The organism is Sedimenticola selenatireducens (genome assembly GCF_007625115.1).
GTDB lineage: Bacteria > Pseudomonadota > Gammaproteobacteria > Chromatiales > Chromatiaceae > Sedimenticola > Sedimenticola selenatireducens_A.
On the sequence record NZ_VMNH01000005.1, the window covers coordinates 137,720 to 158,365 of the forward strand.

General features: G+C 51.1%; 19 protein-coding genes. 9 read left to right on the top strand and 10 right to left on the bottom strand.

The window, feature by feature from the left end; all coding sequences use genetic code 11:
- Positions 1-102: 102 nt before the first annotated feature.
- The gene (locus FHP88_RS04475; RefSeq protein ID WP_144357816.1) at positions 103-2,307 is read right to left on the bottom strand and encodes a primosomal protein N'; all 2,205 of its coding nucleotides are present in this window, start codon (positions 2,305-2,307) and stop codon (positions 103-105) included.
- Between the two features lie 552 nt (positions 2,308-2,859).
- Between FHP88_RS04475 and FHP88_RS04480 the strand changes: the two genes are divergently transcribed.
- Positions 2,860-3,471, top strand: coding sequence for an HNH endonuclease (locus tag FHP88_RS04480; protein ID WP_144358230.1), 612 nt, complete (start codon positions 2,860-2,862; stop codon positions 3,469-3,471).
- Positions 3,468-4,349, top strand: coding sequence for a fructosamine kinase family protein (locus FHP88_RS04485; protein WP_144357817.1), 882 nt, complete (start codon positions 3,468-3,470; stop codon positions 4,347-4,349). Before FHP88_RS04480 ends, FHP88_RS04485 begins: the two co-directional genes overlap by 4 nt.
- 49 nt (positions 4,350-4,398) lie before the next feature.
- Here FHP88_RS04485 and FHP88_RS04490 read toward each other — a convergent pair whose 3' ends face one another.
- From FHP88_RS04490 to FHP88_RS04515, 6 genes are all read right to left on the bottom strand, one after another.
- Positions 4,399-5,178, bottom strand: coding sequence for an amino acid ABC transporter ATP-binding protein (locus FHP88_RS04490; RefSeq protein WP_144357818.1), 780 nt, complete (start codon positions 5,176-5,178; stop codon positions 4,399-4,401).
- A 36-nt stretch (positions 5,179-5,214) separates the two neighbouring features.
- Positions 5,215-6,315: an amino acid ABC transporter permease gene (locus FHP88_RS04495; RefSeq protein WP_144357819.1), complete on the bottom strand. Its 1,101-nt coding sequence runs from the start codon at positions 6,313-6,315 to the stop codon at positions 5,215-5,217.
- 3 nt (positions 6,316-6,318) lie between these two features.
- Positions 6,319-7,509 carry an amino acid ABC transporter permease gene (locus tag FHP88_RS04500; protein WP_144357820.1) on the bottom strand — a complete coding sequence of 397 codons (1,191 nt, stop codon included), beginning with the start codon at positions 7,507-7,509 and terminating at the stop codon, positions 6,319-6,321.
- Positions 7,510-7,592: 83 nt separating this feature from the next.
- Positions 7,593-8,612: an amino acid ABC transporter substrate-binding protein gene (locus FHP88_RS04505; protein WP_144357821.1), complete on the bottom strand. Its 1,020-nt coding sequence runs from the start codon at positions 8,610-8,612 to the stop codon at positions 7,593-7,595.
- A 451-nt stretch (positions 8,613-9,063) separates the two neighbouring features.
- Positions 9,064-9,534 carry a PaaI family thioesterase gene (locus tag FHP88_RS04510; RefSeq protein WP_144357822.1) on the bottom strand — a complete coding sequence of 157 codons (471 nt, stop codon included), beginning with the start codon at positions 9,532-9,534 and terminating at the stop codon, positions 9,064-9,066.
- A gap of 67 nt (positions 9,535-9,601) precedes the next feature.
- Positions 9,602-10,393 carry an alpha/beta fold hydrolase gene (locus tag FHP88_RS04515; protein ID WP_144357823.1) on the bottom strand — a complete coding sequence of 264 codons (792 nt, stop codon included), beginning with the start codon at positions 10,391-10,393 and terminating at the stop codon, positions 9,602-9,604.
- A 209-nt stretch (positions 10,394-10,602) separates the two neighbouring features.
- On the opposite strand from FHP88_RS04515, the gene rpe reads away from it, so the two are divergent.
- Both rpe and FHP88_RS04525 read left to right on the top strand, forming a co-directional pair.
- The gene (gene rpe, locus FHP88_RS04520; protein WP_144357824.1) at positions 10,603-11,289 is read left to right on the top strand and encodes a ribulose-phosphate 3-epimerase; all 687 of its coding nucleotides are present in this window, start codon (positions 10,603-10,605) and stop codon (positions 11,287-11,289) included.
- Positions 11,286-11,966: a phosphoglycolate phosphatase gene (locus FHP88_RS04525; RefSeq protein ID WP_260843159.1), complete on the top strand. Its 681-nt coding sequence runs from the start codon at positions 11,286-11,288 to the stop codon at positions 11,964-11,966. Before rpe ends, FHP88_RS04525 begins: the two co-directional genes overlap by 4 nt.
- Here the strand turns inward: FHP88_RS04525 and FHP88_RS04530 are convergent.
- Positions 11,955-14,111, bottom strand: a complete 2,157-nt coding sequence (locus tag FHP88_RS04530) for an EAL domain-containing protein (RefSeq protein ID WP_144357825.1) — start codon at positions 14,109-14,111, stop codon at positions 11,955-11,957. The genes FHP88_RS04525 and FHP88_RS04530 overlap by 12 nt on opposite strands.
- A gap of 1 nt (position 14,112) precedes the next feature.
- Positions 14,113-14,667, bottom strand: a complete 555-nt coding sequence (locus FHP88_RS04535) for a heme NO-binding domain-containing protein (protein ID WP_144357826.1) — start codon at positions 14,665-14,667, stop codon at positions 14,113-14,115.
- 355 nt (positions 14,668-15,022) lie between these two features.
- Here FHP88_RS04535 and trpE point away from each other — a divergent pair, with 355 nt between their 5' ends.
- Genes trpE through trpD form a run of 3 tightly spaced genes read left to right on the top strand, consistent with a single transcriptional unit; the run spans position 15,023 to position 18,153 of the window.
- Complete coding sequence (trpE, locus tag FHP88_RS04540) at positions 15,023-16,516, top strand: anthranilate synthase component I (RefSeq protein ID WP_144357827.1); 1,494 nt, start codon at positions 15,023-15,025, stop codon at positions 16,514-16,516.
- Between the two features lie 2 nt (positions 16,517-16,518).
- Positions 16,519-17,100 (top strand): anthranilate synthase component II, encoded by a 582-nt coding sequence (locus tag FHP88_RS04545; protein WP_144357828.1) that lies wholly within the window; start codon positions 16,519-16,521, stop codon positions 17,098-17,100.
- A 30-nt stretch (positions 17,101-17,130) separates the two neighbouring features.
- Complete coding sequence (gene trpD / locus FHP88_RS04550; RefSeq protein ID WP_144357829.1) at positions 17,131-18,153, top strand: anthranilate phosphoribosyltransferase; 1,023 nt, start codon at positions 17,131-17,133, stop codon at positions 18,151-18,153.
- 65 nt (positions 18,154-18,218) lie between these two features.
- On the opposite strand, the gene FHP88_RS04555 is transcribed toward trpD, so the two are convergent.
- A complete protein-coding gene (locus FHP88_RS04555) occupies positions 18,219-19,112 on the bottom strand; it encodes an HDOD domain-containing protein (RefSeq protein ID WP_144357830.1) in 894 nt (297 codons plus the stop codon).
- A gap of 185 nt (positions 19,113-19,297) precedes the next feature.
- On the opposite strand from FHP88_RS04555, the gene FHP88_RS04560 reads away from it, so the two are divergent.
- A complete protein-coding gene (locus tag FHP88_RS04560; RefSeq protein ID WP_186297604.1) occupies positions 19,298-19,624 on the top strand; it encodes an AF1514 family protein in 327 nt (108 codons plus the stop codon).
- Between the two features lie 47 nt (positions 19,625-19,671).
- Positions 19,672-20,583 carry a cysteine synthase A gene (gene cysK, locus FHP88_RS04565; protein WP_144357831.1) on the top strand — a complete coding sequence of 304 codons (912 nt, stop codon included), beginning with the start codon at positions 19,672-19,674 and terminating at the stop codon, positions 20,581-20,583.
- Positions 20,584-20,646: the final 63 nt, after the last annotated feature.

The window sequence follows — 20,646 nt, forward strand, 5'->3', positions numbered from 1 at the left end:
GGATACAACAAAGCCGCTGCCAGGGTAACTGTCCGAGGAAAAACAGGGTGGTTTGCTAAGATGGCAAATGAGCGCTTTCTCTGTAAACCGAAGAAATAACGCCTAAAGCATCTCCTGCGGATCGACATCGACAGACCAGCGGACACGGCGGGCAGATTTCAATGACGCCAGCGAGACAACCCACTGTGCGAGCAGGCGCTGTAAATCACTTCTTTGGTGTGCCTGCAGTAATAGATGGGCTCTATAACGCCCTGCACGGCGCTCCATCGGTGCCGGTACAGGCCCCCAAAATTCCACACGCCCGTTAGCAAGAGCAACTCCCTGCTGATGCGCCTCATCAAGGAAGACCCTTGGGGCGGATTCTTGGGGCGCTTCAGCCCGTAGCAGGACTTGATAACTGAATGGCGGAAACGCTGCCGATTGACGCTCTGCCAGCGCCTCAGAGGCAAACGCGTCATAACCACGTCGGATCAGCAGTTGCATCATAGGGTGATCAGGGTGTCGGGTTTGGATCAGTACACGCCCTGGTTTTTCCGCCCGACCTGCGCGCCCGGATACTTGCACGATCTGCTGGGCCATACGCTCAGCCGCACGATAGTCCGCACCAAACAGACCCTGATCCACATCCAGAATGCCGACTAAGGTCACATCTGGAAAGTGATGCCCCTTGGCAAGCATCTGGGTTCCCAGCAGGATTGAGTACTTACCTTTTCGAATACCCTCAAGCAACTTGTCCAGACTGCCCTTGCGCCGTGTCGTGTCCCGATCGATACGCACAATTCCGATCTCGGGAAATAGCTGCGACAACACCTCCTCGACCCGCTCTGTTCCCTGACCCAGAGAGCGAAGATCATCCGCGCCACATTCAGGACAGTGCGGATCCAATCGCCGCTGGGAACCACAGTGATGGCACCAAAGAATGTTGCTTGATCCATGCAGCGTCATCCTTGCATCACAACGCCGACACTCGGCGACCCAACCACAATCATGACAGGTCACTATCGGCGCATAACCACGCCGATTAATAAATAACAGCGCCTGATTACCCGCTTGCAAAGTCCCCCGAATCTGTTCAATCAGTAACGGCGACAAGCCAGCCTCCAATCTGACAGATCGAATATCCAACAGGTCCATCTGCGCCAGCTTCGCTTCACCTGCTCGACTGGTGAGCTTCAAATGGCCGTATCGTCCACTCTGTGCATTATGCAGGGTCTCGAGCGAAGGCGTTGCCGAACCCAGGATCACCGGACAATCACCTCGTTGACCCCGAATCACCGCAAGATCACGTGCTGAATAACGGAACCCATCCTGCTGCTTATAGGAGAGATCATGCTCTTCATCGACCACGATAAGACCCAGCCGGGGGAGGGGCGTAAACAGGGCCGAGCGGGTCCCCAACACCACCGTCGCATGACCTAAACGCGCAAGATGCCAGGCCTGTTCTCGCTCAAGCGCTCCTAATCCGGAATGCAGCACGGCCACACCCTGACCTAATCTCGCTTCAAATCGGCGAATGAGTTGTGGCGTCAATCCAATTTCAGGGACCAATATCAAAGCCTGCCGTCCCTTACTGATCACCTCGTTAACAAGGGTTAAATAGACCTCTGTCTTGCCACTGCCCGTGACACCATCAAGTAGATAAGCACCAAACCGACCCAGATCAACCGCGTCAACAGCCGACTTCTGGTCACTATTTAATGCATAAGCGGCACTCTGCCCCCTCGAAGCACTCGATTCGGGGTCATCATGCTCGAGCACCTCTACCCAACCTTTCTGTTGCATAGCCAGCAATGGAGATCGATAGGTGTCGAGCTGATGGGCTAAATGCTCTTTAGTGAGTCCATTTGTGGACTCTTTTAGCAGCGCAAGCAGTGCAGCCTGTTTCGGTGCACGCTTTAGAGAAGAGGCCTGTTGCAGAAGACCCAGATCAGTAAGATGCCAGCGCGTAGTTTTTACCGATGCGGCGGGTTCACCTTTACGAAGGCGTACCGGCAAGGCATTAGCGATCACCTCGCCGACAGGATGTTGATAATACCGACCAGCCCAGATCAGGAATTCCAAGTCAGCCTTCATAAAGAGGGGGGCCTGATCGAGGATAGCGTGCGCTCGCTTCAATCGACGGCCCGCTATATTACCTTCTGTCAATAACTCCAGAAGGATCCCACAACGATCACCACGACCAAAAGGCACACTTACCCTCACGCCAGGCATGAGCGATTCTGCCAGCGTGCCATCTGGTGGAAGATAGTCAAAACTATTGTATAAGGGCGCCGGTACAGCAACCCTCAGTATCAGTTGATCTGGCATGGCGAGATGCTACCTGACTCTCAACCTTTTCACACTCATTGCAAGGGATCTGATGAAGATTGGCGAAAGTGAGCCCACCGTATAGATGAGACTTGACGAGCTAAAAAACGCTAACTGCCTAACAGAAAAGAGGAATTTGATTTATCCACAGAACCTGTGGATAACTCTGTTAACAAAACATTGGAACGGGCTTACAGCCCACTAATTTCTTACTATTTCGTTAATCTGACAAAAAAATGACCGACAAACACAACACTAATAATATCAACAAGTTATGCATATTAAGAAATACCTAATATAGCAAGCCATCCGTTATTGGCTATAAATTAGTTTGCTGCGCTGCAACTGTGCATAACAACACCTCATTTTCACTCCGATCAACTTTTGTCAAGCATTATTGAGACAATCACTCGATTTTTTTGTCTGATTCAGTGAAAGCCCACAGAAAACACTTTTTCGCATAACACCAAAAGTTGCTTTATAGGAAGAGGGGCTATTTACAACAATTACAAATCTATGCTAACTAAACATGCAGTGATCAGGGCTTTTGAAATGGAAGGCTTCCAACAACTGATATTACGTACCGACTTGGCAGGTATGCCACTTGAATGGGTGGACTACCGTGATGCCGTGCGTCTCCACTTTCTCAATCAGATTGCCTACACCTGCGGTAAAGTCATCTATCACATTCACGGCGGCATCAATGCACAGACAAACCTACAAAGCTGTGTTGACGTCAACTCAATTATCGCAACACAAGGTAACAGCCGTGCACTTGAGAAGATGCGCGAAGATTACCAACCCCCCCTGAATAACCACACCCTATTCCAGCGCGATGGGCACCTCTGCCTCTACTGTGGGCAGCACTTTCCCAAGCGCCTGCTCTCTCGTGATCATGTGCGCCCCCTCAGTCAAGGCGGACCTGATCACTGGAACAATGTAGTGACCGCCTGCCTCCGCTGCAATAATCATAAGGCGGGCCGAACCCCGGAAGATGCCCATATGGAACTGCTGGCCATTCCATTTATCCCTACCCACGCGGAATACATCTATTTACAGGGGCATAATGTCCTGGCCGATCAGATGGAATTTCTTCGTGCTCACTTTCCACGCAGTAGCCCACTACACACCCGGCTTACGCAAGAACAAACGATTCCACTGTGACAAAAGCGCTCTGGATCTCGATCCTTCGGCAGATAAATAAGCACACCGGCACTCATCCCTGTAATTTCACCACACAGATCATTAGTGGCGGTTGTATCAACGAGACGATAAAGCTCTCTACTAACCATAAAGATTACTTCGTAAAACTCAACCGGCCTGCCCGTCTGTCCATGTTTGAACGCGAGTCCGAAGGATTAAAGACCCTTGCGGCTAGCCAGAGCATTCAGGTCCCGAAGGTAATCTGCATGGGCATTGCTGAGCAATTCGCCTATCTGGTGCTGGAATTTATCACAATGTCCAGCCGCGGCAGCGCGGAACAAGCCGGACGACAACTCGCATTGATGCATAGCACGATTTCAACCCAATATGGAGAAATGGCGACCAACTACATCGGCAGCACTCTGCAGATAAACGCATCGTGCGATAGTTGGCCTCGCTTCTGGCAACAGAATCGACTCGGCTATCAACTCAGGCTTGCCGCCAAACAGGGCTATGGAGGAAAACTGCAATCACGCGGAGAACGGCTTCAAGAAAAATTACCCGAACTGATTGGACACGTCCCGCCAGCCTCCTTGTTACACGGCGATCTTTGGTCTGGAAATCTGAGCTATCTCACCAATGGAGAACCCATCATTTTTGATCCGGCAGTCTATTTTGGGGACAGGGAGACAGACGTGGCTATGACTGAGTTATTCGGAGGATTTCCAAGACGGTTCTACGACGCCTACAACGAAGCTTGGCCACTCGAAGCAGGCTATAAAACCCGCAAAACGCTCTACAACCTGTACCAGATCCTCAACCACCTCAATCTTTTTGGGGGAGGGTATGAACAGCAGGCCATCGCTATGATTGATCAGTTGCTGGCTGAGACAGGCTAGGCACTCTCACCATCGGCACACTACAGGCCGATGGTGAGCTGCCTACAGGTTAGTGTTGCAATATCTGACTCAGGAAAAGCTGAGTACGATCAGATTGGGGATTATTAAAGAACTCATGGGGTTCATTCTCTTCGATAATCTCTCCACCATCCATGAAGATCACCCGATTGGCCACGGTCTTGGCAAAACCCATCTCATGGGTAACACAGAGCATGGTCATGCCACTCTCAGCCAACTCGATCATGGTATCCAGGACTTCCTTGATCATCTCCGGATCAAGCGCAGATGTCGGCTCATCAAACAGCATAATATTGGGATTCATGCAGAGACTGCGCGCAATCGCCACACGTTGCTGCTGCCCCCCGGAAAGTTGTCCGGGATACTTTTTCGCCTGCTCGGGGATCTTTACCTTTTCCAGATAACGCATGGCAACCCCCTCGGCTTCTTTGCGCGGCATCTTGCGCACCCAAATCGGGGCCAGGCAGCAGTTTTCCAGCACCGTCAAATGTGGAAACAGATTGAAGTGCTGGAACACCATCCCCACCTCTTTGCGCACCTGATCGATATGCTTCACATCATCGGTCAGCTCGGTGCCATCAACAATGATCTGCCCTTGCTGATGCTCCTCCAATCGATTGATGCAACGAATCATGGTCGACTTGCCGGAACCTGAGGGACCACAGATAACGATCCGCTCACCCCGCTTAACCTCCAGATTAATATCCTTCAGCACATGAAACTGGCCGTACCACTTGTGAACTCCACGCAACTGTATAGTCACGTCATCACTTGCATGTGATGGGCTGCTGGCGTTGTCGGTGTTAGACATAGCGTGTCTCCAACTCGTTAATCTTATTCATTAAGGTTACCGGGCGTGGCCGGTATTTAGTTTCTTTTCAAGGGACATACTGTAGCGGGACATGCTGAAGCAGAAGATCCAGAAGATCGACGCAGCAAATACGTAGCCCTCAATCGAATAGCCCAGCCAATCCGGGTCTGCAAAGGCCTGTTGGATAATGGCCAGCAAGTCGAACAAACCAATGATCAATACCAGCGTGGTGTCCTTAAACAAGGCGATGAAGGTATTAACAATACCGGGAATCACCAATTTCAGCGCCTGGGGCAAAATGATGAGTCCCATACTCTTCCAAAAACTCAACCCCAACGCCTCAGCCGCTTCATACTGTCCTTTTGGAATAGCCGCTAGACCTCCTCGAATCACCTCAGCCATATAGGCGGACTGGAATAGAGCAATACCGATCATGGCTCGCAATAGCTTATCGAAATTGGTCCCCTCAGGCAGAAACAGAGGCAACATCACAGATGACATGAACAACACAGTGATCAAGGGCACACCACGCCAGAACTCGATAAACACGACGCAGACCGATTTCACTATGGGCATCTTGGATCGTCGCCCAAGGGCCAACACGATACCAAGCGGTAGTGACGCCACAATGCCTACTCCAGCAAGGATCAACGTCAGACTGAGGCCGCCCCACTTGCTGGTTTCAACATGAGTCAGCCCAAAATTCCCACCTGAGAAGAGTTGAAAGGTGATGATAGGGTAGAAAATCAGAATAAAGGCCGCGAGTCGCCCTTTGTGTTTAAAGCGTTTGATAAACAGCGGTATAGCCAGCACAACCAAAAGACCAAAAGCCAGATTGATTCGCCAATATTCCGCTTCAGGGAAAAAGCCATACATAAACTGGTTTATTCTGACTTTAACAAAAACCCAGCAAGCCCCTGTTCCCGAGGCACATGCCTCCCGGGTATCGCCCACCCAAGTGGCATCAAGAAAAATCCAATTGATCATTGGCGGGACAATCAGATAGATCAGATAGAGGGCAAATAGACTTAACGCTGTATTTAGCGGCGTGGAGAAAAGGTTACTCCTGGACCAGCCTATGACACCGACAATATTGGCGGGAGGGGGCAGGTCTGGGTGGGGTGTATGTACCGACATAGATTACCTCTCCACCAGTTGAATGCGCTTGTTATACCAGTTCATAAACATAGAAATACTCAGGCTGATTGCCAGATAGACCGCCATGGTCATCGCTATAACCTCAACCGCCTGCCCGGTCTGATTCAGCGTAGTACCAGCAAACACGGCAACCAGATCAGGATAGCCGATGGCCGTTGCAAGTGAGGAGTTCTTAGTCAAGTTCAGGTACTGACTGGTCAACTGGGGAATAATGACACGTAGTGCCTGGGGAATAATAACCAAGCGAAGCGTGGAACCAGGGCGTAAACCCAACGCATGGGCCGCTTCTGTTTGTCCATGACTTACGGCCAGAATACCGGAGCGTACCGCCTCTGCAATAAAGGCACCTGTGTAAATACTCAATGCCACTAACAGTGCCGCCAGCTCAGGAATGATGACCATTCCACCTGCCATATTAAAACGCTGTAGTACTGGAAAATCCCAACTAAGGGGCATTCCCATCACCAGGAAAGCAAGGAGTGGTAGCCCAATCACCAGGCCAATCACTGTCAATACCGTGTGAAACTGCTGTCCAGTCGCCTCTTGTCTTTTATGTGCCCAGCGGGCAATAAAGATACTGGCAACAATCGCTACCCCCAAGGCAAGCATCACCAACCAAAAACCCTGCTCATAGACAGGGCTCGGCATATAAAGCCCGCGATTACTGAGGTAAAAGGTATCGTTCAAAATAAGACTTTGCCGCGGCCCGGGAAGTGGACGAAGCACAGCAAAGTACCAAAACAGGATCTGCAGCAGCAGAGGAATGTTGCGGAACACCTCGATATAGACCGTAGCAAGCCGGGAGATGATCCAGTTGCTGGATAGCCTTGCCACACCCATCATAAAGCCGATAAGGGTAGCAAAAAAGATACCCAGACCCGCCACGAGCAGGGTGTTTAACAGACCCACCAAGAAAGTGCGGCCGTACGTATAAGTCTCATCAAACGGGACCAACGTCATTAGAATGCCAAAACCAGCCTCCTGATCCAGGAAACCGAAACCGGTACTAATACCCCGCTGTTCCAAATTGTTGAGTGTATTCTGGAAGATGGTATAGCCAAAATAGCCTATACCTACCACTAATAGAATCTGAAAGAAAATCGACCTAACTGCAGGCCGTCTCCAAAGTGCCGGTTTAGCCGGTAGCGACACGGCCCGTTGTTCATCCGCCATAAAAATACCTTCAAGGCAGTTAAAGCAAGTAAGCCACAGGGCAGTGTTACCCCGCCCTGTGGCTCCCTAAGCGTGCATGATGATTAACGGATCGGTGGTGCGTACTGCAGCCCACCCTTGTTCCAGAGTGCATTCTGGCCTCGGGCAATCTTCAGCGAACTTCCCTGGCCCACGTTGCGCTCGAAAGATTCACCGTAGTTGCCTACCTGTTTGATGATATTGGCAGCCCAACCATCAGCGAGTCCCAGCCCACTGCCCTTGATACCTTCCTGTCCCAACAGGCGACGTACGTTTGGATCATCGCTAGACATCTTGGCATCGACATTGCCTGAAGTAATGCCCATCTCTTCTGCATTTACCATAGCGAAGAGTGACCAGCGAACAATCTTGTACCACTCATCATCACCCTGTGCCGTAACTGGGCCCAGTGGTTCCTTGGAGATGACTTCAGGCAGAACCGTTGCACCATCGGGGTTACCGAGTTTGATACGCAATGCATAGAGCTGTGATTGATCAGAGGTCAGTGCATCACAGCGGCCGGCATCAAAGGCCTTAACTGTTTCATCCGAGGTATCGAATGTTACAGGCGTATATTTCATGTTATTAGAGCGGAAATAATCTGCCAGGTTTAGCTCGGTGGTCGTACCTGCTTGAATACAGAAAGAGGCACCATCCAACTCAAGTGCACTCTTCACACCCAGTTTCTTGGTAACCATGAAACCCTGGCCGTCATAGTAGTTAACGCCAGCAAAATTCAGACCCAGGGAAGAGTCGCGAGTCAGCGTCCAGGTCGTGTTACGGGAGAGCATATCGATCTCACCGGACTGCAGCGCGGTAAAACGCTCCTTGGCAGTTAGCGGAGTGTATTTAACCATATTTGCATCGGCGAACAGTGCAGCTGCAACAGCGCGACACACATCTACATCGAGACCCGACCAGTTGCCTTTTTCATCGGCATTGGAGAAGCCAGGAAGGCCAATACTCACCCCACACTGCACAAAACCTTTCTTTTTTACAGCGTCGAGCGTTGCGCCTGCAAAGGCATTGGTAGACAGAGTCGCAGTCAGTGCTACTGCGGAGGCAATTACATGAATCTTCTTCATGGTACAGTTTTCCCCTTTTGAGAGATTATTTAGTTACATCGGATTGATGCATTCCGGCACATACAGCGATTAGCCTACTTCGAACCGATCCTCCTCGATATCGAAGTCAACATGCCACTAGCCACAATAAAGATCAGACGTTTATCCAAAAAACATGAAGTACTGATGTTCAAAATAGCCAAGTCAAATAAACTCTAGCCCTCTCTCAAAGGATCTGCAAGCCTATTAACACTTTTTAACAACCGCTAGATGTGTTGCTTTGCAACATAATTTAGCAGTGCATATATAAGGTGTAAATTCTGTGAATTTTTCTTGCCTGGAAGAAAAAATATTTTCGCGATGAATATAACGACTTATTTTAGCCGCGCATTTTTTAGACTTACATCAATCCCCCACCACAGGATATCCGTCTGATTCCATAAAATTTTGAGTAAGTGGTCACTCTGCTGCCCTAAGTAGGGTTAGCCTCGACAGCCATCAGTGTCTGCAGAGCCGTCGCACAGAGTCGCTCTTGACCCCGGTCAACAGCCAGCACCTCAATTTCGGTAGTGGTGAGGGATCGCCCTGATCTGACCACCCGCCCCCGGCCTATCAGCTTTTCGCCCCGACCAGGGGCAATAATATTGGTTTTATACTCAACCGTGACGATCCACATACCCTCAGGCAGTAGACTCCAGCCAGCAAAGCCACCCGACACATCTGCCAGTGTAGAAATCGCACCGCCGTGAAAATAGCCATGGTTCTGGCTGATAGCTTGGCGATAGGGAAGATGTAACTCACAATATCCAGGTTCGATAAGAAATAACTCCACGCCGAGGGAGCGAAGCATCGGCTGCCCTTCAAAGGCCTCTCTGACCTGATTGGCATAATCAGGATTGCGTGGTTCAAAGAGAAGGGAATCGCTATGGCGGGCCTTTTTCATCACTGTCTGCTCCAGAGGGGTCTGGATCAACCATAGTTCACGTTTACGTTAACGTCAATAACACACCTCACTGCCTGATCTGCTCTCCCGGCGCCACACGCCCGATCCAGGATTTAACATGGGCCACCAAGGTGTCATCCAACCCCGAAAAAAAGTGGTCAGCTCCCTCAACCTGCACCTGCCTATAGTCTTCATTTTCCGCTTGCTTGGCAGCGGCCAATCGAGCCGTCACACTGTTCAGAACCGGATCGATATCACGACTACCATAAAGATCAAACAGCGGTATTTTTAATTTTGCCAAATCGGCCAACGTACCTTGGTTTGGATCTCGGTTACTCACCGGCAGACCCACCACCACAAAGGCCTTCAGCTCCTTGGGGGCACCCTGTGCAAGATAGGCCGTTCCCATCACAGCCCCCAAACTGTGTCCGATCAACACCATATTGGTCACCCCTTGCTGCTTAAGAAACTCCACCGCTGCGGCTATCCTCGGAGCGGCCTCCGGAATCAGCGCTTGATATTGACTGTCTGAGGCATCCGATGCGGCAATTGGCATCTGAATCGAAAGGGTCTTCCAACCCGAATCAGGCAGCTGGGATCGCAGTGGGTTTATCACTTCAATCCAGTCAGGATGAGCCCCCCTTCCATGCAAAATGATAGCGCCCCCCTGGGAAGTACGGGTCGTCTCCTGGGCATAAATAGCCAGAAAATCTATGTCGCCGTCTTTTAGATTGATGGAATCACCCACCAGCAACGCATCCTTAATTTCGTTCGCCATTCTGGCTTCACGCATTAAATCAGATGCCCAAAGAGGTGTAACTGCAAGCAACGCCATAGCCACGAGATAAAATTTACGCATATTGGGTACCTTGATCCTGAAGTAACTTGATCTACACCATTCTAGCCTTTAACTAGCACACTGGGTTCTTAAGATTATTTTATGGCTACTATAAATAACGTTTCTCAATCAATATCTTACAAAATTTATTAATGAAAAACACGGATTGTTGAGGTAGAGTGCCACCATTCAAACTTTAAAGACCTTCGAGTCCAAGCGGGAGAAGCTCCATGACCGATTACAAAATAGCACCGTCCATCCTATCTGCTGATTTCGCCCGCCTGGGAGAAGAGGTCGATAATGTCCTCGCAGCCGGCGCTGACATTGTGCATTTTGATGTCATGGATAATCACTATGTGCCCAACCTGACTATTGGACCACTGGTCTGCGAGGCCCTGCGTAAACATGGCGTCACAGCCGACATTGACGTCCATATGATGGTCAAACCAGTCGATCGCATAATTCCGGATTTTGCCAAGGCCGGCGCCACCTATATCACTTTCCACCCAGAGGGCAGTGAACACGTGGATCGTTCACTCCAGTTAATCCGTGATCATGGCTGTAAGTCTGGCCTGGTGTTTAATCCAGCCACACCACTCAGCCATCTGGATTATGTACTGGATAAGATTGACATGATCCTGATCATGTCAGTGAACCCTGGTTTTGGTGGACAGAGTTTCATCCCCGCCGCCCTGGAGAAACTGCGTGCCTGTCGCAAACTGATTGATGATTCCGGACTTGATATCCGATTGGAGATCGATGGTGGGGTGAAGGTTGATAATATTCGTGAAATTGCAGAAGCAGGCGCCGACACCTTTGTCGCAGGCTCCGGCATCTTTGGTGGCGCGAACAGCTCTGACCCTCATATCTACGACACCATCATTGGACAGATGCGTGAGGAGCTGGCAAAGGCGTGAATGCACTAGCGATAAAAAAGCCCAGCCTGATCCTGTTCGATCTTGACGGCACCCTGGTTGATAGTGTCCCTGATCTCGCTTATTGCATTGATGGCATGATGGTACAACTGGGTCGGCCGGCCTGGGGGGAAGCCCGGGTAAGAGAGTGGGTTGGCAATGGTGTAGAGCGCCTTGTTAAACGTGCCCTGATTGGCCAATTGGAAGGCGAACCGGACAACCAGGAATACCAGCGGGCACTCCCCCTGTTTATGGATCTCTACACGGAACACAATGGCAAACGCTCACAACTCTATCCTGGCGTAAAGAGTGGACTGGATCAGTTACGACAGCGCGGATTTAATCTGGCCTGCGTGACCAATAAGGCCGATCAGTTTACCCGGCCACTACTTAAGGCACTGGGTATTTACGACTACTTCAGTCTGATTACCAGTGGCGATACCCTACCTAAGAAAAAGCCCGACCCGATGCCACTGACCCATACTGCACAGCATTTTCAGCTAAGCCCTGATGAGTCACTCATGATTGGCGACTCATCCAATGACGTAAAGGCCGCCAGGGCGGCGGGCTTTGGCATCATCTGTGTACCTTATGGTTATAATCACGGTGAGGATATCAATCTCTCCAAACCAGATGCCGTGATCCAGTCCATTGCACAACTAGACGCCCTATTGGTATAGATAGTCTGAATCAAGAAATTGTCGCACATCCGCTGCCGGCATAGGCCTGCTGATCAGGTAACCTTGTACCTGATCACAGGCAATTCGTTTCAAATAATCCAACTGCTCGACGGTTTCACACCCCTCTGCAATGACGGACAGTTTCAGATCGTGGCTTAGATTCACCACCGCCTGAACAATGATAGCGGCATCCTGATCTTCACAGGCGCTGGTGACAAAACTGCGGTCGATCTTCAACACATTAATGGGAAATCGATTGAGATAATTAAGACTGGAGTATCCTACGCCAAAATCATCAATGGTCAGAGTAAAACCAAGCCGCCTGAGGGACTGCAATGCATCCATAGCGGTCTCAAAGTCTTGCAGTAGTACACTCTCCGTAAACTCCAGTTCAATAAGCCTCGATGGAATGCCATGCTTATGCAGATGCCCAACCAATGTATTTTCGAGATCAGTCCTAGTCAGCTGAATCAAAGAAATATTGATCGCCACCGGCATATCATCGTAACCCTCAGCACGCCATTGGGCGATCTGCCGACACGTCTCGTCGATGACCCATTCACCGATGGGCATAATCAGACCGGTCTCCTCTGCAATAGGTATGAAGCGGTCGGGAGGTACGGCCCCATGTTCGTGGCTGTGCCAACGAATCAAGGCTTCAAACCCCACAACTCGATGTGAAATCAGATCCAGCTTAGGCTGGTAATAGAGCTGCAGTTCCTCACGTTCGAGCGCCGCTCTTAGGCTGCTCTCGAGTGAGAGGCGGCGCGCTGCCCTAAGGTCCATAGTGGCATCGAAGAACTGAAAGTTATTACGACCCCTACTCTTGGCCTGATACATAGCCAGGTCAGCATGCTTCAATAACACATCCACATCAGCGGCATCATCCGGGTATAGACTGATCCCGATACTCGCTGAAATTGACAATACATAGCCACTTACATGGAAGGGCGCCCTGAGTACATTTAGCACCTTTTCTGCTACCTGTGATATGAATTCATGCTGTTCAATCTCTGCAACCAACAGAACGAATTCATCACCTCCCAAGCGGCAGACTGTATCCGTTTCACGTATTACTGAACTGAGTCGCTCAGCCACCAGTTTCAATAACTGATCACCTACCTGATGCCCCAGTGAATCATTAATGGTCTTGAAACGATCCAGATCCAGAAACAGTAAAGCCACTTGCTCAATATGACGCCGCGCCTGGGCAATCGCCTGGACAATGCGATCACACAGCAACAGGCGATTGGGAAGATGGGTGAGATGATCATGAGTGGATTGGAATTCAAGCTGTCGTATTAAATGCTGACGATCAGAGATATCATGAAATACAATTACCATACCGATCGTGCCAGCCTGGCCACCTTGAATCGGTGTCAACATCCCCTCAATCACACAAGGGGCCCCGTTAGTCTGTAACAGCATGGCGGGGCTTGGCATAGCCACAGACCGTTTATCCTTGAGTGCCTGGCGCAAAAAATCGGCATGTGAGTGCTGCGATATCTCATCGACCAATTTCAGCACTTGCTCTAACAATTGGCCCTTGGCTTTATACTGCGATAAACCGACCATCTGCTCCGCCACTTGGTTCATGTAGGTGACACGTCCCTCTATTGAGGTAGCGATCACCCCATCACCAATAGACCCCAAAGTCACCTGAGCCCACTCTTTCTCCTCTCTCAATTTCGTGGCAAGTTGAGTGGTATCATCCAGTGCCGCTTTGTTTGATTTAAACAGCAACAGAAAATCGGCCGCCGGATCATGCAGTGCAAAATCATTAAGTTTGAGGCCGAACTGTTTTAACTCGGTATTGGCATGCAACCATGGAGAACCGATGAAATAGAGACAATCACTCGACTCATCCAGCATCATCTGACCTTTTAAAAAAAGATCCTGGACATCAAGTGAACCTATAAGAAATAGCTTGTGTGTACTGCTGCAGATTTCCAAAAAATCCAAGGCCACTTCCGGCCGTTGAATACGAAAGGCACGACTGAAAGATTTACCAATTTCCAATCCAGGGCAATGCCGGCACAGGCTTCTTCCCGCCTGCACGACTTCCAGTTTCCGATTCAACACCAGATGAAACGGGAAGGCCTCGGCAAAGAGGTCCGCTGAAAGCCCGAAATCAATTGCGGACATGCTAGTCACGTATGGTCTTGGTAATGCGGAATGCGTCGTGATCAGCGCCCTCTTCCTTGCACTGTGTTCGCTCTATTGAGACGGGTGTATCAAACATCAAACTGAGTCCTTCCAGTAATCCCACCACCATGGGTGCTAACCCAGCCCGCTCACTGTAGTAGTGCAATTCCAGGCTCTGTTCCGTCACATCAGTACAACTGAAAGAGGGTGGCTGAAGGTTGGGGTAGATCAAGCCGACCCGGGAATGAAGCTCGTCGAGGTTAAACAGAAACTCCCACAGCGATGATCCGGCTGCATCAAGGATTTCGCCATAGCCTTCCCGCCCCGTGTACTGGGGCCAAAAGCGACCAAAATCCCCCAGAATCCGATCGGGTGATTGCTCTAATACCTTACTGGCGGCCGCTACCAATCGGTACGAGATATCGTCCGGATAGGCTTCCATCCGTACAAACACATCGATATCAACGTCGGCCTCGTGCTTAATACGTTCCCAGACATCACTGCCATAGGCCTGGGTTACCAAGTCCTCAATGGCACGATTGACAAGCCCATACATACCAACCTCCTCTCATTTTCGCTTTACCGGTTATGTACTGCTGCGTCAGTGTTGTGTTGGGATCAAAGAATTGCGTTGATCAATAGCCAATTTCGCCCTTAATAACTGCTAGCGACCGACATAAGAGGCACTTTAATTTTACAGAAGAATGAGTCAATCAACCCATCCACGCTGACGGTCTGCCAAGCGAAACTGGATACTTCCGCCAGAATCGATTATCTTTAGCCTACAAATCAAACAGCAATAAGCGTTTCCTCATGTTCCAGCACAATACGCAAAATACAGGCACCCGATGGCGTTGGTGATACTCGCGCCCTGAAACCCTATCGTTTGCTTTACTTTTGTGGAGAGGAGCATGACTCCGGAACAGTTTGACCTTTTGGCCGCCGAAGGCCACAACCGCATCCCCCTTATGTGTGAAGTGCTGGCGGATCTTGATACCCCGCTAAGCGTCTATCTGAAACTCGCCAACGAACCTAACTCCTATTTATTGGAGTCTGTACAAGGTGGTGAGAAATGGGGCCGTTACTCAATCATTGGCCTTCCGTGTCGTACCCTGTTGCGGGTCCACGGGCACACCGTCACCATTGAAACCGATGGCCAGGTAACGGAAACCCATGAGGTGGAAGACCCACTTGCCTTTATCGAATCCTTTCAGCGGCGTTACCGGGTAGCCAGCCATCCTGATCTGCCGCGCTTTACTGGTGGGCTTGCAGGTTATTTCGGCTACGACACTATTCGCTACATCGAGCCAAAACTGGCCACATGTCCCAACCCGGATCCTATCGGCACACCCGATATTCTGCTGCTCGTCTCAGATGAAGTGGTGGTATTTGATAACCTGCGCGGACGACTCTACGTCATCGTCCATGTCGACCCAAGTCAGGGAGGCACATTCGAGTCAGGTAGAAAACGGCTGCAGACAGTCGTGGGGCGCATGCGAGAGTGCCTCCCCGATCAACCGGCAAGAAAAAAACGCCATATCAGTGAAGCCGATTTCATATCAGGATTCACCGAAGAGGGGTTCAAGCAAGCCGTAGAGCGCATCAAGGAGTACATTCTGGATGGCGACTGCATGCAGACGGTTATTTCACAGCGCCTTTCCATCCCCTATCACGCACAACCCCTTGACCTGTATCGGGCACTGCGCGGGCTCAATCCAAGTCCCTATATGTATTTCTATAATCTGGGTGACTTCCATATCGTGGGCTCTTCACCAGAGATCCTGACCCGACTGGAAGACGGCGAAGTGACGGTCAGACCTATTGCAGGTACTCGCCGCCGTGGCCATACAGATGCAGAAGATCTGGCCCTTGAAAAAGAGTTACTGGCAGACCCTAAAGAGCTCGCCGAACACCTGATGCTAATTGATCTGGGACGTAATGATGCCGGTCGTGTCGCCAAAACCGGCACAGTAAAACTCACCGACAAGATGATCGTGGAGCGCTACTCCCACGTCATGCATATCGTCTCCAATGTCACGGGTGAACTGAAAGAGGGCATGGACGCAATTGATGTACTACGCGCCACTTTCCCGGCCGGCACGGTCAGCGGCGCGCCGAAGATTCGCGCCATGGAGATCATCGACGAATTGGAGCCGGTCAAGCGGGGCATCTACTCCGGCGCTGTGGGCTATCTCTCCTGGAATGGCAACATGGATACCGCCATTGCCATACGCACAGCCGTTATCAAAGATCAGCAACTGCACATCCAGGCGGGTGCCGGCGTTGTCGCCGATTCACAACCGCAGCTTGAATGGGAAGAGACCATGAACAAGGGGCGCGCCGTATTTCGTGCTGTAGCACTGGCCGAAGCCGGCCTTGAAAGCAACAGCTGTGGAGAGGCCTAGTCATGTTACTGATGATCGACAACTACGACTCCTTCACCTACAACCTGGTTCAGTATTTTGGTGAGCTGGGGGCTGAGGTCAAGGTCTACCGAAACGACGGCATCACACTGGATGAAATCGCGGCGCTTAAACCGGATCACATCGTCATCTCGCCCGGACCCTGTACACCCAACGAGGCCGGAATATCGGTGGCAACGATCAAGCGCTTTGCCGGACAGGTTCCCATTCTTGGCGTCTGCCTGGGCCACCAGTCCATCGGCCAGGCCTTTGGCGGAAAAATCATTCATGCCCGTGAGGTCATGCACGGCAAGACATCGCCCATCTACCACGCCAACACCGGCATCTTCAGTGGCCTGAATGATCCTTATACCGCTACACGTTACCATTCCCTGGTGATTGACAAAGAGACCCTGCCGGATTGCCTGGAGATCACCGCCTGGACCCAGGATAGTGAAGGACACATGGATGAAATCATGGGCATTCGACATCGCGAGCTGAATGTACAAGGGGTGCAATATCATCCAGAGTCGATCCTGTCTGAGCACGGACACGATCTGCTGCAAAATTTTCTTGAAGGCAAATAGCGAAAACAGCAAACGATAGAGGGACAACGAATGGAGATGCCACAGGCAATCAATCAGGTACTCGCCCACAAAGATCTCTCCAGCGAGGAGATGACCAGCGTGATGCAAACCATCATGACCGGAGGCGCTACTGCGGCGCAGATCGGCGGTTTCCTTATCGGTCTCAGGATGAAAGGGGAGTCGGTGACCGAAATCGCTGCAGCCGCCTCAGTGATGCGCAAACTGGCCAGTGGCGTCTCTATAAGCGACCTACCCAATACCGTGGATATTGTAGGTACTGGCGGCGACTCATCAGGCACGTTCAATATTTCCACCGCCTCGATGTTTGTAGCGGCGGCGGCCGGCTGCAATGTGGCAAAGCATGGGAACCGGTCAGTCTCCAGCAAATCGGGGGCCGCCGACGCTCTTGAGGCCGCAGGTATCCGCCTGGACCTGTCACCCACGCAAGTTGAGCAGTGCGTACGCGAAGTCGGTGTCGGCTTCATGTTCGCACCGGGTCATCATAGCGCCATGAAGCACGCGATTGGTCCCCGTAGAGAGATGGGGGCACGTACGATCTTCAACGTACTGGGGCCACTGACCAATCCGGCGGGTGTACCCAATCAGCTCTTAGGTGTCTTCAGTGAAGAGCTATTGGAGCCATTAGCCCACGTCTTGCAAAAACTGGGGAGTCGCCATGTCATGGTGGTTCACTCCCGTGACGGACTGGATGAGATCAGCATCGGCGATCGCACGGAAGTGGCCGAACTAAAAGGAGGTCAGGTAAGACGGTTCAGCATCCAACCTGAAGACTTCGGCCTTAAACGCACCCCTATCAATCAACTGAAGGCCGCTGATGCAGCGGCAAGCCTCACTATTATTCGCGGTGTACTGGATAATCAGCCTGGCCCAGCCAGAGACATTGTCCAACTGAATGCGGGCGCGGCCATCTATACCGCGGGCATTGCCAACACATTGCAAGAGGGGTTCCAAAAGGCCGGAGAAGCCATTGAGAGCGGCGAAGCACGTAACCGCTTGGATCGTCTGGTTATCTTAACGCAAAGTTTTGACTAAAGAACCGCCGCCTGCCTTCCATTGGGCAGGCGGCGTCCCACCTTAAAATAGCAAAGGCCCATCGACTAGATAGCGCTATCATCCACGGCAAATATTCGATACATCGCCTCGATCATTTCGCCCGAAACCGTGTCTGTGACCCTCTCAACCTGACGCTGATCCAATCCAGTCAGATCCCAGGCGGAAGGCGTAATTTTGTCAAACATCTGTCCCAGCAGGAGATCGGTATTCAAGCCGTGAGTAATCCAGGCAGCAATATGCAAAACAGCCACCTCTTTGCCGATATCCTCACAACTTTCGGGCCGTTGCAGATAGGCAAATGAGTCAACGAAACTCTGCGGCAGTTTCCATAACTTCATCAACTCCATACCAACCTCATTGGAATCACAGCCGATCAATTCCCGCTCTTTGGCAAACAGGACCAGCAGATCATCACTCGATTCTGCCAAAGCCTGCCGTGACTGATCAGGAAAGCGGCCGTACATAATCAAATGACCAATATCCAGCAACAAGCCCCGCACAAACAGGCTTTCGTTGTTTCTCAAGCCACAAGCCTTCGCCAACTCACGGGCCAGAAAGCCGCACATGACGCTGCGGTACCAGAAAGTACTCATATCCATCAGCTCGTTCGGCACCCCATCAAAGGCCTGGGCAACACTGGTCGCCAACGCCAGATCATGAATCGCCTGAGTACCAAGGATATTGGCCGCCCGGGTGATGGTATCCACCTGCGAGGGCAGACCGTAGTAGGCACTGTTGGCAATCCGCAGCAGGCGTGCGGCCAAAGCCGGATCCAGCGAAACGACATCTGCCACATCCTTCATGCTGCTATCTTCTGAGGCCATCACCTCCTGGAGTCGGATATAGGCGGCAGGCAGTGAGATCAGCGTCAGTGAATCCTGCACCAGCTGTTGTGAGCTATGTAACGTATGGGGTTGTGCACTACTGTTGGTTGACATGCTTATCTCCTGCCTTATCCTAATATCCCAATGTGTAATAGCGGCCGCTGCTGGTAAATCCTTTGTGCGGAAAGTCTCATTTCCACAAGTTGACTAAAATATAGCAGCGAATCATCCCATTCGTCTGTAATCGAATGGCCCAAGGCCATGCACATTCGCCATGAATAACCAAACCAGGAGTCATTATGGCAACAGGACACTGTAATATCCCTACCACACCCGATTACACCAATGTCACCCTGCTAACGCTTGATCCCGCTAATCCACCCCAGAACTACCTAGATGCGATGACCCTCGCAAACCAGGAAGCGGAGCACCGCATTGGCCCGCATATGTTGCTCTCCTGGTACGATCGGGATCGTGATTTTGAGTCACCACAGCACGCCAGTGAGTGCCATGAGAACAGCGCCATTCCCGGTTATGTCGATTATGCCCTTTATCGTGGCGCCACCTTACGGATTGATTTTCAGCAGGGTCGTTTTGTCTTTTTTTACCTTCCCGTCGATCTCTGAGGCCTAAATAGGCTATTATCGCGGCTGTTTCTCAGCCGGCCATCTCCATGAAATACGATAATATTCTCCAGACCATCGGTAACACCCCTGTCGTCCGCCTTAACAAAGTAAGCGATATACTCGCTGCCGAACTCTGGGTCAAACTCGAGTCTTTTAACCCCGCCGGCTCTGTAAAGGACCGTCCAGCACTGAACATGATTGAATGCGCAGAGCAGCGTGGCAGCCTGAAACCGGGTGACACCATTATTGAACCGACCTCCGGCAATACGGGTATTGGTTTAGCCATGATCGCGGCAGAAAAGGGCTACCCTTCTGTATTTGTCATGGCGGAAGATATGAGCGAAGAACGTAAAACTATCCTGCGTGCATTTGGCGGAAAGTTAGTTCTTACACCTGCGGAGAAAGGGACCAAGGGCGCCATTGAAGAGGCAAAAAAGCTTGCCGCCGAAAATGGCTGGTTTTTTGTGGGACAGCACTTCAATCCGGACAACCCCGGAGCGCACAAAAGCACAGCTGATGAGATCTGGGCTGACTTTGGTGACCAATTGGATGCCATTGTCTGCACCACCGGCACCGGCGGTACGATCTCGGGAATTGGCAAATACATGCGCCAACACAACCCGGTGATACAGATCATTGCCACCGAACCGGCCGACTCGCCCATCCTCTCCCATGGGATCGCCTGCAAGCACAAGATCATGGGCACTGCACCCGGCTTCATTCCAGAGACACTGGACACCCACATCTACAATCAAATTCTGCAGATCACCACCGAAGAGGCCTACGAGACGACACGCTTTCTGGCCCAGAAGGAGGGCATCTTTGCCGGGATCTCCTCTGGCGCAGCGGTAGCCGGCATGATCAAGGCCGCAAAAGACGAGGCCTACCGAGGCAAGATACTGCTGGCAATGTTACCGGATACGGGTGAGCGTTATTTGAGTACCGATCTTTGGATATGACACCGTAATAAAGGTTATGACCACACTGCCGACATACAAAGGAGTTACCGTCAATTATCAAAT